The 15163-nt window shown below is 69.5% G+C and carries 8 protein-coding genes; 2 read left to right on the top strand and 6 right to left on the bottom strand.

Going from position 1 to position 15163, the window contains the following annotated elements; genetic code table 11:
* Positions 1 to 14: 14 nt before the first annotated feature.
* Positions 15 to 821, bottom strand: a complete 807-nt coding sequence (locus tag G6O54_RS15855) for a hypothetical protein (RefSeq protein ID WP_165226625.1) — start codon at positions 819 to 821, stop codon at positions 15 to 17.
* 235 nt (positions 822 to 1056) lie between these two features.
* Complete coding sequence (locus tag G6O54_RS15850) at positions 1057 to 2523, bottom strand: TIGR03067 domain-containing protein (protein ID WP_165226624.1); 1467 nt, start codon at positions 2521 to 2523, stop codon at positions 1057 to 1059.
* A 412-nt stretch (positions 2524 to 2935) separates the two neighbouring features.
* Between G6O54_RS15850 and G6O54_RS15845 the strand changes: the two genes are divergently transcribed.
* Complete coding sequence (locus G6O54_RS15845) at positions 2936 to 5002, top strand: carboxy terminal-processing peptidase (RefSeq protein ID WP_165226623.1); 2067 nt, start codon at positions 2936 to 2938, stop codon at positions 5000 to 5002.
* Positions 5003 to 6743: 1741 nt separating this feature from the next.
* Here G6O54_RS15845 and G6O54_RS15840 read toward each other — a convergent pair.
* The 3 genes from G6O54_RS15840 to G6O54_RS15830 form a co-directional block, all read right to left on the bottom strand.
* Positions 6744 to 10472: a serine/threonine-protein kinase gene (locus G6O54_RS15840; RefSeq protein ID WP_165226622.1), complete on the bottom strand. Its 3729-nt coding sequence runs from the start codon at positions 10470 to 10472 to the stop codon at positions 6744 to 6746.
* Between the two features lie 8 nt (positions 10473 to 10480).
* Complete coding sequence (locus G6O54_RS15835) at positions 10481 to 11083, bottom strand: RNA polymerase sigma factor (protein WP_165226621.1); 603 nt, start codon at positions 11081 to 11083, stop codon at positions 10481 to 10483.
* A gap of 191 nt (positions 11084 to 11274) precedes the next feature.
* Complete coding sequence (locus G6O54_RS15830; RefSeq protein ID WP_165226620.1) at positions 11275 to 12102, bottom strand: methyltransferase domain-containing protein; 828 nt, start codon at positions 12100 to 12102, stop codon at positions 11275 to 11277.
* 458 nt (positions 12103 to 12560) lie between these two features.
* Between G6O54_RS15830 and G6O54_RS15825 the strand changes: the two genes are divergently transcribed.
* Positions 12561 to 13664, top strand: a complete 1104-nt coding sequence (locus tag G6O54_RS15825) for an NAD-dependent epimerase/dehydratase family protein (RefSeq protein ID WP_165226619.1) — start codon at positions 12561 to 12563, stop codon at positions 13662 to 13664.
* Between the two features lie 79 nt (positions 13665 to 13743).
* Here G6O54_RS15825 and G6O54_RS15820 read toward each other — a convergent pair whose 3' ends face one another.
* Positions 13744 to 15156 carry a hypothetical protein gene (locus G6O54_RS15820; protein WP_165226618.1) on the bottom strand — a complete coding sequence of 471 codons (1413 nt, stop codon included), beginning with the start codon at positions 15154 to 15156 and terminating at the stop codon, positions 13744 to 13746.
* Positions 15157 to 15163: the final 7 nt, after the last annotated feature.

Raw genomic sequence — 15163 nt, 5'->3', positions numbered from 1 at the left:
CCTTCCCGCCCCGATCAAAGGTCCGGGGTCCGCAGCACGGAACCCGCCTTGAGCGGGCTGCTCCGGTGCGGCAACAGGTCACGATTGGCCCGCCAGAGGACCTCGGCGTGGTCCGTCGAGCCGTAGATCCGCACCGCGACATCGTCGAGCGACTCCCCCTCGGCCGCCGTCGTGAACGCCTGCCGCGGGCCGGTCCCCGACGTCGTCGACCTCGGACCATCGGGCGCGGGCTTCGTCTCGGGCGCGGGCTTCGTCTCGGGCGCGGGCTTCGTCTCGGGCGCGGGCCTCGTCTCGGGCGCGGGCTTCGTCTCGGGGGCGGGCTTCGTCTCGGGCGCGGGCTTCGTTTCGGCCGAGCTGGATACGTCCGAGGCCGGACCTGGTGCCGGTGAAGGATCGGCGTGTTCCGGCGCGACGGACGGAGCCGGGGCGGGGGCAGGCTGGGCGCTCGGCGGCGGCGGCTCGGGGCGAGCCGGGGGCACGGGCTCCGGCTGGGGCTGTTGCGGCCCGTCGATCACGGCAGGGGCCTTCGAATCGGGCCCCGACGACGACGACTGAGTTGCCGGCATCTCACCGGCGGGCCCCGGTCCAGGAGCCTCCACCGGAGGAATGGCCGGGCCGATCGGCGCCGGCTCCCCGCTCGGAGCCGTCGGACGAATCTCGGGGGCGGGGGGCGGAGAGGCGATCGGAGAGACCGGCCTCGCCGCATGGGCCTGCCGCGGCACGGGTTGTTCCTCGGCCTTCTCGCGCTCGTAGAGGAGCACCGAGAAGAAGCCGACGATCAGGACGCTCAGGATCATGCTGGGGATGACCTGACGATTCATGGCGCTTGGCTCGTGGTGGATTCCGCGGTGCGGCTCGTGGAGGCAAGGCTGGGACGAAGGGCATCGGCCACGGGGCTTGCGCCCGGGCGTGCGGACTACCGGTCGTCCTCCACTAGCATCGGCGGGTTGGACGGCGAACTTGAGCGAAGCGCGCGAATTCGCGCCGGGAGCCTTCCACGTGGCTCCGCCCCCGGCCGGGCCGGCCGGCGCGAGGGGCGGAGCCCCGGGGCCTCGGTCAGCGAATCTTGCGAAGGGTCATCAACTGACCGACGTTATCGGACGCGACCATGGCATCCTCGCTGATCGACTGGATCCGCGAGACGACCCCGTGGCCGAGCATGTTGCGATCGTTGGTGGACTGGACCGACGCGGACACGACTCCGCGCCCGTAGCTCCAGATGCCGCTGGACGTCACGACGTCCGGCTCGAACAGCCTCCTCTTGGCGTAGGTGCGGGTGGCCGTGAACGATCCATCGGGGCGGAAGACCATGACGAGATTGCCCTTGCGGTCGGTCATGGACCAGGAGCCGATGAGCATCCCGCGGATCTCCTGCTCGATCCTCGCCTTCTCGTCGATGACCGGTTTGGGGGCGGGCTGGGGGGCGGGCTGAGGCGCCGGGGTGACGGTCGTCTGGCGGGCGCGGACCATCACTCGCGGCTCCGGCTTCGATTCCGGTTCGGAGGCCGCGGATGCGGAGTCCTCCCGCTCGCCGACCATCTTCAGCTTGTAGAGGATCTGGCCGGAACCGTCGGGGGCATCGAACGAGGTGGGCCGGGCATGCTCCTCGACCTTCGCGAGGCAGATGAGGAGGCGGTCCCCCTCGAACTTGTAGATCCCCTTGAGGAGGGTGTCGAACTGGGTGGTGATGTCGATCTGGCTGGGGGATGGGGCCGGGTTGATCCGGTAGGCCCAGAGCCGCTTGGTGTCGCTCTGCGGGGAGACCGACGAGATGCCCCGGACGCCGATCCGGATGACGCCGCCGTCGGCGATCTTCTCGCGGATGAGATCGGCCGAGAGGCTCTGGCCGTCGTCGACGATGGCCTGGACGCGCCACGTGCCGGCGAGGAGCTGGCGATCGCGATCGAGCTCGCTCTGGGTCGGCTTGCGCTCGTCGTTGAGCAGCCGGAAGGCCGCCGAGAACTTGGCCTGCCGGGCCTTCGAGGGGGCGGGAGTATCCGGCTGCAGATCCTCGTTCCTGGCGGGGGCCGCGGGCGATTTCTCCGCCGATGGCGTCGCGGGGGAGGGCCCGTCGGCCACTTGCAGCCGCATGAGCGTCACGAAGTTGCCGCCGGGAGAGACGAAGTCGACCGGCCTGGGCCGGCCTTCCCTCGTGTTATAGCAGACGACCAGGTCGTCTCCCTCGAATTTGTAGATGCCCGTCAGCATGCGATCGTCGGGGGTGATCAGGTCGATGGTGCGGGGGAAGCGGGTGGGATCCACGGTGAACGGGCTCGACTTGACCTCGCCGTTCTCCGGATTGACATGGCTGACCAGACGGTCGGAGACCTCGATCGTCGCGTTCCGGGCGATCTTGCGGCGGATAAGTTCCGGTCCGATCGGGTCGCCGTTGTCCGTCAGGGCGACGATCCGCCATGTCCCGATCAGCATCTGGTGGGCGGAGCGTACTTCGCTCTCCGTCGCCCGCCGGTCTCCGTCGCCGGCGAGCCCCATCCCAAGCACGACGATCCCTGTCAACCACATCGCTCCACCCTCCCGGAGGCAGCACAGATCGAACGTAAAGTCACCTCATCGGACGCTCCCGTTCCGATTCACAGAGCCTTATTCCAGATCGGCATGGAAATGGCAAGGCCAAGCCGCGCCGGATCCTCGCTGAAAGAGCAAGGTGGTCTCCCGCGGGCCTCATGCCGGGGTCTGGGCCTCCAAGAGAAGGGGAATTCCGGCGGCCTCGCCGAAGAAAGGGAGAACCTTGGAGTAGCGGGTTACGAAGATAAGGAGTATTGGGTGGAGGACCGTCCGAAGCCGGCCCCCCCCTGGTTACTTCAATCGGGCTCCCCGGCGGGCTTGTCCCAATCTCGGTCGACGACTAAGATTAGGATGAAGGATCGCCTCGTCCCTCGCGCCGCTCGTCACCTCAAATCAGGAAGCGAACCCTATGCCACGACTCGCATTGCGTCCTCTGGCCCTGATCGCCGCGCTGGCACTCATGGCGGTCGTCGTCGGCGCGCAGGCGCCGGTCCCGACGGACGACGACAAGGAGACCGCAAAAAAAGTCGTCGACCTGCTCGAGCAGGGTCACATGGCCCGGCCGGTCATCGATGATGACATCGCGGTGAAGTGGTGCAACAACTTCCTCAAGGATCTCGACCCCCAGAAGTTCTACTTCCTGAAGGCGGACATCGAGGAGTTCAAGAAGGACGCCAAGGACCTGGACGACCAGATCCGCGAGGGGAATTTCGACTTCGCCAAGCGCGTCTTCGAGCGCTTCCTCAAGCGGAACGACGAGCGCTACCAGACCGTGCTGGAGCTGATCGAGAAGAAGCCCGATTTCGGCGTCGAGGAGTTCCTCAACGACGACCCGGACAAGATCGACTACCCGGTGGACAAGGCCGAGGCCGACGAGCGCTGGCGGAAGAAGATCAAGCTGGACATGCTCCAGCTTCGCGCCGACAAGACCGACGACGCGGAGATCGCCCACAAGCTCAAGGTGCGCTATCACGACCGCAACCGGGTGTTCCACCAGTACGACTCCAATGAGCTGCTGGAGGTCTACCTCTCGAGCCTGACCCGGACCTTCGACCCGCACACCTCGTACCTCAGCGCCAAGAACCTGGAGGACATGCTCAACCAGCAGCTCCACCTCTCGCTGGAGGGGATCGGGGCCTCGCTCCGGTCCGAGGACGGGTACGCGGTCGTCTCCGAGATCGTGCCGGGCATGGCGGCGGACAAGGACGGGCGGCTCCAGCCCGAGGACAAGATCGTCGCCATCCAGAAGGACAACGGCGAGGAGATCGACCTGGTCGAGAAGAAGCTGAGCGACGTGGTCCGCTTCATCCGCGGGCCCCGCGGCACCAAGGTCAAGCTGGTCGTCGTCCCGAATGAAACCAAGGAGCGGAAGGTCTACGAGATCACCCGCGAGAAGGTCGACCTCAAGGAGCAGCACGCCAAGTCGAAGATCCTGCCGATCAAGGCCAACGGCAAGGAGCTGAAGCTCGGCATCATCAACCTGCCCGCCTTCTACGGCAATACGCTGGCGATCCTCCGCGGAGAGCCGAACGCCGTCAGCGCCACGGCCGACTGCCGCAAGATCCTCAATAGCTTCAAGGAACAGGGCGTCGACTGCGTCGTCATGGACCTCCGGGACAACGGCGGCGGCCTGCTGGAAGAGGCCAAGACCCTCTCCGGGCTGTTCATCGACACCGGCCCGGTCGTCCAAGTCAAGGAGATCTTCGGCGTCAAGCCGATCGGCGACGACGACGAGGGGACGGCCTGGGACGGGCCGTTCGTCCTGCTCATCAACAAGTTCTCGGCGAGCGCCTCGGAGATCTTCGCGGGCGTGATCAAGGACTACGACCGCGGCCTGATCATCGGCGACACCAGCACCTTCGGCAAGGGCACGGTCCAGAGCATCGTCCAGATCGGCGACGAGGGTCGCCGCAACCCGCGGGCCAACCACGGCGCGCTCAAGCTCACCATCCAGCAGTTCTACCGGGCCAACGGCGAGAGCACCCAGATCAACGGCGTCTCGCCCCACGTCCACATCCCGTCGGTCCGCGACGTCATGGACTTCGGCGAGGGCAAGATGGACAACGCCATCCGCTTCGACAAGGTCGCCGACCTGCCCCACGACAGCTTCAACAAGACCTCGCCGGAGCTCGTCAGCCTGCTCAACGAGCGGTCCGCCCAGCGCCGCAAGGACGACCCCAAGTTCCAGAAGCAGGACGAGCGGATCAAGCAGTACCTGGAGCGGAAGGCCCGCCACTCCATCGCCCTGAAAGAGGCCCAGTTCAAGGCCGAGTACGCCCCCGAGGACGACGATCCCCAGCACGCGGAGGAAGTGAAGGCGAAGAAGGAGATGAAGAAGAAGAAGTTCGTCGAGCGCGAGATCTGGAACTCGGACTTCTACAACGATGAGGTCGTCCGGGTCATCGGCGACTACCTGACCCTCGGCTCGAAGGTCCTCGCTTCGCTCCCCGTGAAGGCCGCCGCGGCCCACGAATGAGGCTCCGATCCCTCCCGACAATCCCACAGGTCGAACCCCCGAGAGGCCGGACAATCGTCCGGCCTCTTCTTTTTTTGCCTTGCAATCGGACCGGCGACACCCTACGTTGCATGGGTCTGCATGTCTCAAGCGCATCAAAGGTGCGTCGTTCGCGTATCCCGCGGGAGCCTGCTCCGTCCGCCGAGCGGGTGAGCCGCGTCCCGCGCGGCCTCCGGGCGGAGCGGGCTCCAACCGAATCTGCCCCGACGACGCCGAAGCCGAGAATCTGTCCGCCGCTCCGCCCTGAGGCGATATCCCTGATCGGGAACACCGACGAACGGCTTTCTGCTTCCGGGTGCCCGGCGTCACAAGACCGACAGCCCGCCGATCGCCCCGAGAGGATCACCATGGCATCCCCAGATGCTCGCAAGCGTGCCCGACGGGCTCGCCCGAGCCGGTCAGGTTGGCGCCGGTCTCGTCCGGGGGCGATCACGGTCCCGGACCTGGAACGCCTCGAATCGCGGTCGCTGCTCTCGAACCTCCCCCCCGGGACCACGACCGTCGATCCCCCCATCGACGGCGGGCGGCTTGCGGCCGAGACGTGGACCCCGCGGGCCCAGTGGGAATGGACCGGTCAGGCCGGCGGCCTGCCGTTCTGGAGGCTCGCCCCCGGAACCTACCTGGTCGTGCCCGAGTCGACCGCCCCGCACCAGTCGCCGGAGCAGGCGCAGTGGTTCCCGGACGTCCCGCTCGCGGGCGTGGTGGGCTGGCTGGGCAAGTCGGATGGCGAGGATTTCTATCGGCTGACGCTCCAGCACGGGGCCGATCGCCTGGACTTCGGCCTGGTCGGGACCACTCTGGATTCGGCGATTCCCATGCGTCTGAATCTCCTCGATGAGTCGGGGCAACTCCTTGGCTCGTGGTCGACGGGCCCACAAGGTTCGACGCTGCACGCAACCATGAAGGACATCCCCCCCGGTACGACTCTCTACCTTGGCGTGGCGTCGGACGGATCGGTCGGGAATGCCGCCGGGGGTTACAAGCTCTGGGTCAGCAACCCCCTCCGGGTTGCGTCGCCGCCGTCAAACAACCTCTCGATCGCGCTCGGGGCGGCCTCGAGCGTGGCCCCGCTCTTGCCGGGGCTGGCCGTCCCGCTGGCCGCATTGAGTGCGCTCGTTCCGCCACCGTCGGCGACCGGGCCTGTGGTGGCGAGGGCCCTCGAGGCCTCGGCGGGCTCGATGGACATCCGCCTGGCTCCCCTTTCCTCGGGTGTGGTCGCGACGGGCAATGAGGGCCTTGCCTCCTCGCCGGTCCCGATGACCGGTGAAGGTCCCTGGCCCGTGGCCTCGGCGGCCGCGGTATCGGTCTCCCCGCCCCGATCCGAGCCGGGCCCGGGCACGCAACTCGCCCTCGACGCGGAGGCGATTCCGGGCTGGACCGAGGCGGCCGGGACGCTCCCGGAACGCGTCGTCCCGGCCGGCGATTCCGGCGGCTTCCCGCTCCTGGGCGCCGTCAAGCTCGGCGTGAGAGGGATCACGGGCCGCGGTCTCGCTCCCGTCGATCTCGCGCTGGCGGACCCGGCGGACCCGATGGAACGATCGACTCTCTCCAATCCGGCCGAGAGCGAAGTTCGTCGGTCCCGGCCGGGCGGCCAGTCGGGGGCGCCGACGATCTCGGCCTTCTCCTCCTTCGGCCTTGCCACGGCCTGGTCCCTGAATGCCTTGCTGTCGCAGCCCGCCGCCGGATTCGATTGCTTCAAATCCTACTTCGATGCGCGGTCCCGCGAGCGGGGCGACGAGGCCGGCGTGACGTCCGCTCTCCAGGCCGCCACTACCCGCCTGGCGAGCACCATCAGGCGGCTCCGCCGTTCCGGCCTCCTCAGCACGCAGCGGGCATAGTCGCGGACGACCTCGGCCAGCAGCGTCGGATGATCGCCCGCCCAGTCGGCCGCGCGGTCGAGGTCCGCCGCGGCCTCGTCCACTCGCCCCAGCTCGAGCCGCGCCGCGGCCCGGCCCAGGTAGGTTCGCGGATCCTCCGGATCCTCGTCGACCGCCTCGGACCAGGCACGGTCCGATTCCTCGAGTCGAGCGAGTCGGCGCAGCGCCTCCGCCCGGGTCCGCCTCGCCCCGCCCCGCGCCCCGAGGGCAAGGGCGCGGTCCGCGTCGTGGAGAGCCGCCGACGCGCGGCCGCTGTCCAGCTCGAGGAGGGCTCGCATGGTCAGGAACCGCGAGTCGCCGGGAAGCTCGGCCAGGCCCTTCTCGACATCCTCCATCGCCGCGGCCCGCCGGCCCGCCCGGAGCCGGACCCGGCTGCGAACGAGGTGGGATTCGGGCGAGTCCGGCAGGAGACCGACGGCCAGGTCGGCCTCGGCGACCGCGGCGGGATCATCAAGGCGGCTCAGGATCACGGCCCGCGCCCGCCGAATCGGCGCCGGAGAGACGGTCGGCGACCCGCGTTCGGCCAGGGCCGCGAGCGATTCCAGGGCCGCCCTCAGGTCGGTCGCGAGCGGGCGTCCCGAGGTCGGCATGATCCCGAGTTCGTCCGGATCCTGGAGCCAGGTGAGCTCGCCTCCGCGTCCCGCGGCCAGCAGGCTGCGGATCCAGAGTCGCTCGCGCGCGGGGGTTGGGCTCCTGCGGAAGGCCGACGAGGCATCCTCCTCGGCCGCCACGACCTTGCCCAGCGCGATCCGGGCCACGGCCCGACGCGCCAGGAGCTCCGCGGTCCGATCCGGGTCGAGCGTCAGCAGCACCGTCAGGTCGGCCTCGGCCAGACCGGCCTCGCCGGTCCGGATCGCGAGCAGGGCGCGGCTGAGTCGAGCCGGGACGTCCCGAGGATCCTCGTTCAGGAGGGCCTCATACTCGGACCTCGCCAGCGGCAGGTTCCCCGCATCGGCGTCGATCTTGGCCCGGTTCAGGCGTGCCGCGCGGGCGAGGCTGCCCCCCGGATCGGCCGCGATGACCTCCGCATAGGCAGTCCGGGCGCCGGCCTCGTCTCCCAGCGATTGCAGGACCAGGCCGAGCTCCAGCCTCGCGTCCACCATCCGTGCTCCCCGGTGATCGGCGAGCACGATTCGCAAGTCCTCGAGGGCCGTCCGCGAATCGCCCCGGAGGTGGTTCATCAGGGCGAGGTCGTAGCGGGCCCAGGGCGAATCCGGCCGGAGTGCGACGGCGGCCTGATAATGCGCGAGGGCGCGATCGTTCTGGCCGAGCCGGCCCCGATAGTTGCCCAGGTAGAATTGCGACCAGTAGTCGCCGGGGTCCCGTCGGATGGACCGCTCCAGCCAGGCCGCCGCGCCCTCGAGGTCCCCCTCGAGGTCGCAGAGGAGGGCCCACTGGAATTCTCCCCCAGGCGGCCCGTCGCGAGGCCGAGCCGGCGGCTCTGCCGGCCCCCGGAGCTTCCGCTCGCAGGACTCCCGGAGGGCGATCCACGGCGCGGCGGGCTCGGCGAAGGGGGCGGCGCGATCGACGATCTCGATCGCACGCCTCAGGCCCTCCGGGTGGCCGCCGCCATCGCGGGCGAGCGACCAGGCCCAGATGTAGAGGAGGTCATTGGCCTCGCGTCGCAGCCGCGCTCGCCGGTCCGCGTCGAGCAGCCCGACCTCGGGACGGCTCGTCCAGTCGGAGTCGGACAGGACGGAGAACGCGTCGAGCGCGGACCGGACGGCGGCGAAGGACCCGGGGGCCTCGCCCGTGATCCCGAGGAGGGCCAGCCGCCACGCCTCTCCGGACTCGAACAGGCGATCGGCCTTCCTCCGGGCGTCGGCCGCCGCCGCCGCCAGCTCGCGTTCGGTCCGGATCTCCGCGACGCGTGCCGTCGTCGAGGGATCTTCCTCCGCGAGCCGGGCGGCCGAGTCGAACCGGCCGATCGCCAGGTCGAGGTCGCCGCGACGGGCCAGGTCACGCCCCTCCTGGCGGAGGCGGCCCACCTCGGCCTCCATCCGCCAGGATCGCCAACGCGCCCTGAGCGTCCGATCGCCGAGGAATCCGAGCGCGGCGGCCGCCACGAGGGCGACGGCGAGATGGTAGCGACGGCGCCGCAGGCTGCCGGCGAGTCGGCCCGGCAGGGGCTCGCGCGCGAAGCGGAGCGGGAGATCGTCGGCCACGGCCCGAAGGTCGACGGCAAGGTCCGCCGCGCTGGCATACCGCCGCGCAGGGTCGAGCATCAGGCACTTGCGCACGACCGCCTCGAGCGCCGCGGGTATCTCGGCATCTCGATCCCGCGGCACGGGGATGCCCTCGAGCCGGACCTGCGAGACGTGGCTCACCGCCTCGCGGAGCGTGGCCGTGGACGGCGGCAGCGAGAACGGGGTCGGCTGTCGGGCCAGGCAATCCAGGAGCACCATCCCCAGGGAGTAGATGTCCGAGCGGTGGTCCCCCTCGTGGCCCCCGGTGCCGTCGAGGATGGCCAGCCGCTCCGGCGACATGTAGGCGAGCGTCCCACCCAGGCCCTCCCCCTCCGCCGCGCCCGCCGGCAGCCGCTCCTGGGCCAGGTTGAAGTCCAGCAGCATGGGCAGGCCGTCCGCGGTGACGAGCACGTTCGAGGGCTTGATGTCGTGATGGAGGACGCCCCGGTCGTGGGCATGCTGGAGCGCCTCCGCGAGCCGGGCGACCCACGACGCGACCGTCCGGGCGTAGGTCCTGCGCTCGAGCGGGCGGCGGACCGCCGCGCGGGCCGCCTCGTCCGCCCCCGACGGCTCCAGCCGATCCAGGAGCCCGTGCAGGTCGCGGCCCGAACGCACGCCGCCGATCGCCGGATCGGCCAGGATCCGGAGCAGCGTCGTCCGGCCGAGGAACGGCATGCAGAGCAGATGCAGGCCGGTCTCCCGGTCGCTCCGATACGAGTAGACCGGGACGATGTGGGTGTGCTGGAGGCGGGCCAGCGTCTGCGGCTCTCGGGAACCGCATCGCGTCACCTTGAGCGCGACGGGCCGGTCCGCGAGGTGCTTCTCCTCGGCCAGGTAGACCCGGCCGAAGGCGCCGCGACCGAGCTCCTGCACGAGCCGGTAGCCGCCGATCGTCTCGCCGGCCTCGGGGAAGGAAGGGGCGGTCGGGCCGAGGCCATGGGCCGCGAAGATCGAGCTGTTGCCGACGAGCCGGTGGACCTCCATCACGTCCAGGAACGGGGCCGAGACCTCCGGGAACCGCGCCACGAACTCGTCGGCCGTCGGCGACTCGCCGGCATCCTCGCGGAGGCAGAACTCCTCGTACATCAGCGTGACCAGCGAGTCCTCGTCCAGGTCCGCGATCCGAGTTCGATACCATTCCGGCGGACGATGCTCGGGCGTCCTCCAGCGGAGGCTCATGTCCGTCCTCAGGAGCGCCAGGCGGACCTCACGCTGATCCGGCGGGACGCTCGCGAGGTAGGCGCAGAGATCCGGGCGCGCCGACCGCGACGCGCCCCACTCGTCGCGAAACCGGCGGACCACGCCGGGCATCCCCGCGGAGGAATCGCCGGACCCGTCGGGGCGGAAGTGGACGGTGCTCATGTCCATGGCGTCAGTCAGCCCTCGTCCCGCAGCCGATGCCGCAGCTCCTCGAGGATCCGCTGCACGGTCCGCTCACTCATGCCCAGCCGCTTGCCGATCTCCGCGCAGGTGTATCCGGCCGCCTTCAGCTCGATCACCTCGCGTCGCTGGACCGGCAGGTGATCCCGGAGCTTCTCGAGCGTCTCCTTCGCCCGCGCCGTCTGGCTCGGGGTCTCCGGGTCGACGAGGGCCGGGTCGTCGAGGCCGACCTGATCCACGTTCCGTTCGCGGCGAATGTCCTGCTTCAGGGTCGCGGCGTGACGGTACTCGTCGACGACCTTGTTCCGGGCCGCCCAGGCCAGGAAGGCGATCAGGTTCTGCTCCCCCACGATATCATTCTCGCCGGCACGGATCCGCCGGAAGAAGCTCTTCCACACGCTCTGGAGGAAGTCCATCGAATCGAAGCGGAGCCGCAGGAGGCGGGGCAGCTTCCGGCGGACCACCATGCGGACCTTCGACTCGTATCGAGCCAGCAGCTCGCGGGCGGCATCTTCGTCCCCGAGGCGGATGCGATTCAGGAGGCTCCGGATGTCCCTGGAACCTCCCCCGGCCTGAAAGTCCATCGGAGCGACGGTCATGAATTGGCTCTCCGGGTTCTCCCCCGAAACGAGATCACCGTCCGTGTCCGACCCGGACAGGATTTTTGGATCCGACCCCAGAAAAAAACGCCGATCTGCCGCCTCGACCGCTCCGGTCGCCAGCCAACCGGGGCACCACGAGGCGTTTCGATGGGCCCTCGATCTCCGGAGGGTGCGATCGTCGCGGCTTCTCAGCCCTGCTCGCCCTGACCGCGGACTCCCCGGACGAGGAAGCCGGTGTAAGAGCAGAAGAAACGGCCCTCGGCGCCGGCGGCACGAAGTCCGTCCGACCATCGCATCGCGTCCTCACGACGGATACGCCCGGACTCGGCCAGGCGTTCGACGGTCGCGAAGAAGCAGTAGAGCCTGTCGGCCACGGCCAGGTCGCGAAGCACCAGGGTCCTGGGAAAGGCCTCCACGTCGCCGAGGCCCGCCTGCAAGCAGTACGAGACGAGCTGGCGGCCGATCCAGCCCGAGGGGAAGCGGTCGCACCACGCGTTGAGGACCGTGCGGGTCAGGGGGCGGTCGGCCGAATCGACGGTCAGGGTTTCCCAGTCGTTGTCATACGCGACCAGCACGCCGCCGGGCCGAAGGACGCGGGCCATCTCGCGGATTGCGGGCGCCGGATCGGCGACATGCTGGAGCACGCGATCGACGCGGCAGGCGTCGAAGGACATGTCGTCGAAGGGCAGACTGGCCGCGTCGGCCACCTCGAACGAGAGTCCGTCGACCTCGCCATGCCGCCCCCGTGCCGCCTCCACCATCGCCCGGCTGCCGTCGACGCCGACCAGCGTCCCGCCCGGCGCCACCAGCCTTGCCATCGCCGCGGCGTCCTCGCCCAGGCCGCAGCCGACATCGAGGATCCGCCGTCCCGGCGCGGCACCGAGCAGGCCGTAGCTCTGCCGCTTGCACTCGGCGAAGAACGGGATCGAGTTCACCAGCTCCAGGCAGCCGGTGAACACCTCGAGATCCGCGGCCCGGTCCACGTCCCGAAAGCCCGAGGCAAGGTCGTCGCTCATCGTCGCGGCTCCATGATTCGCCCCGGTGCCCGCGGCCTGCGCCGCCATCTCGACCACTATCCGAGATTTCCGCGCGATCCGCTACCGCGGCGGGAACCGCGGCCCGTCGCCCATCGACGACCCAGAGATCTTGCCGGCGAGAAGCGTCCGGACCATCACGGCCGGCGTCGACGTCGGCCCGTTCGCAGCGATCCGAGCCGGGTCGATCCCGCACGACATCCTCGCATCACCCGGACGGAGGCGACATCCCGAGGCCGGCCGCCTTCTTCGTTCGGCGAATCGAGGGAATTCCGCGGTGCCATGAGCCGGGAATGGGTGACTTACCTGGAAGCCTGCGGGCCAGACGTCTCCCGATCGGACGACCCATACCCCGATCGTTGACGGCCCGAGAGGCCCGTCGCATACTTGCGGGGCTCGAACGAATCGCCTCCGCGTCGTCCCAGGTCCTGGAGGTTCGCATGACCAGCCGTCGAGAGTTCCTGAGAGGTTCCGCGGCCTGCGGCGCAGGCCTGCTCGCCGGCGGCGGGCACGGGTTCGCGGGGGCGCTCCCGGCCGATGGCGGCGCGAAGCTGGAGTTGCTGGTGCTCGGCGGCACGGGCTTCATCGGGCCTCATCTCGTGAGGCACGCGGTGGCACGCGGCCATCGCGTCACCATCTTCACCAGGGGCCGTCACGACGCCGAGCTCCCGGCCGGCGTGGTCCGGCTCAAAGGCGATCGGAAGGGGGACCTGAAGTCCCTGGAGGGCAAGTCGTGGGATGCGGTGGTCGATGACTCCGCGACCAATCCCGACTGGGTGCGACTCTCGACGGACCTGCTCAAGGGCAAGGTCGGCCGCTATCTGTTCACGTCCTCGACCGGAGTCCATTACCCCTACCTGGCACGCGGGCTGGACGAGACGGCGGAGGTTCGGCTGCGGGCCGACGATCCGAAGGATCTCTCCGCGACCTATGGGGCCGACAAGGCGAATTGCGAGCGCATCGTCCGGTCGGCGTTCGGTGCCGGCGGGGTGATCGTGCGGCCGACCTACATCGTCGGGCCGGGCGACACGTCCGACCGGTTTCCGTACTGGCCCCAGCGGCTCGTTCGGGGGGGCGAGACCCTCGCGCCCGGGCGGCGGGACGACCCCGTGCAGTTCATCGACGTTCGCGACCTCGCCGAGTTCATGGTGCACCTGCTGGAAGCGGGGGGCGAGGGCATCTACAACGTCGCGGGCCCTCAGGCCGTCCTGACCATGCCCGAGTTCCTGGAGCAGGCCCGGGCGGCCTTGCACTCCGATGCGCAGTTCATCCGGATCGATGACTACGACTTCCTGACGGCACACAAGATCGAGGAGGCCATCCCCTGGGCGATGCTCAGGGGCAACGACGACGGGATGATGTCGATCCGCCACGCGCGCGCCGAGTCCGCGGGCCTGACATATCGCCCTCTCGCCGACACCGTACGCGACACCCGGGCGTGGTGGGACACGGAACCCGAGGCCCGCCGGAAGGCCCCGAAGTTCGCGATCTCTCCGCAGCAGGAGGCCAAGGCCCTCGCCGCCTGGAAGGCGCGGAAGGGATAGCGAGCATCACGCCGGGGCGAACCAGGACTTCCTGTCGCGCCGAGAGTTTGGATCGCCTTCGAATCCTCGATCCGCCGCCCTATTTCGCCTTCTCCTCTCGGATCCGGATCGCAAGGTCCTCCGCGACGTTCGGCGATTCCAGCCGCGAGCCATGGCCTCCCGCCTTCACGTCAAGCTCGTCGGACCGGATCGTCGCGCCGTCGCGAGGATCAAGCCACTCCACGCGATAGCGGCCTGCGGGCAGGTCCAGCGTCAGCGTGAGCTTCCCGCCGCCGGCCGCGTAGATGAGGTACTCGCCGCGGTGGCGGTTGGAGATCGCGGAGACCTCGCCGCGCTGGCCCGCCGGCTCCACGGACCTGACGAGTGCCGAATCCGGGGCCAGGTCCGCGAGTCCCAGGCCCTCGACGGTCGATTTCAGGAAGCCGACCTGCTCGCGGAATCGGCGGCTGCCGCCGCCGGGCGTCGGGTCCTCGACCCGGGCGGAGCCGTCTTCGTGGTCGACCGTGAACGAGTAGTCGAGATGGCTGAAGGCACCGCCACCCGCCACCAGGAATTCCCAGGCCTGGCGGCGGTAGACGCGGTCCTCGGTCCCCTTGAAGCCGGTCTCGTCGAAGGCGATCGGCCTCCGCAGGCCCGCGTTCAGGGCCACGGCTTCCGGCGGCGACGCGTAATGGAAGTTGAAGATCGAGACCGCGGGATGGGGATTCTCGACCTTCGCCTTGCCGTTGGCGATGTTCTGGGCGATCAGGTGCTTGAACGGGAGGTCCTTCTCGACGGCCACGATCTCGTCCGCGACCCGGCGCTGCCATTCGAGCGTGACGCCGCCGAAGTAGGGCTCGTTGCAGATCTCGAAGTAGACGTTGTCGAACCCGTTCAGCTCGGCCACGGCCTTGCGGACGAAGGCGAGCTGACACTTCAGGAGATCGGGATGCTTGAGCGTGAAGACGTCCTCGCGCGGGCATTTGCCCACGCCGTTCACGTTGTTCCGCGCGTTCATCGGGCTGACCGCCCAGAGCTCGTCCTCGTAGAGCGGGCAGAACAGGACATACTCGACCACGATCCCGCGCCTGCCGGCCTCGGCGACGAAGTCCCTGAGCCGATCGAAGTACCGCCCCTCGAACCTGTCCAGGTCGAACTTCTCTCCGCGGAGCGGCCACGGGCAGGCGAACCGCCCGGGGGCGGGGGCCAGGGTGTTGGCCCGGATCCGGAACGAGCCGGGGACCTCGCGATAGGTGCCGGAGAACGTCCGCGTCAGGTTCAGGCCGCACCGCTTCAGCTCGTCGAGGTAGATGCGGTAGTCAAGGTCCAGGTTGAGGACCGCACCATAGTGCTCGCCCGAGGTGGCGAGCACCGCCGGCTGCCCGCGGAAGAGGAAGTAGCGGGGGTTCTCCGCGAGCACCGCGAGCGGGGCGTGCTCCGGGCCATTCGCGGGCGGCCGATTCGGGGCACAGGCCGCCGCGAACGTGATCACGACCAGGGAGAGGATCGACATCGGGCCG

This window comes from Aquisphaera insulae (assembly GCF_011064615.1).
GTDB lineage: Bacteria > Planctomycetota > Planctomycetia > Isosphaerales > Isosphaeraceae > Aquisphaera > Aquisphaera insulae.
Note: the sequence above shows the minus strand (reverse complement) of the source record. Positions and strands in the feature narration are given on the sequence as shown.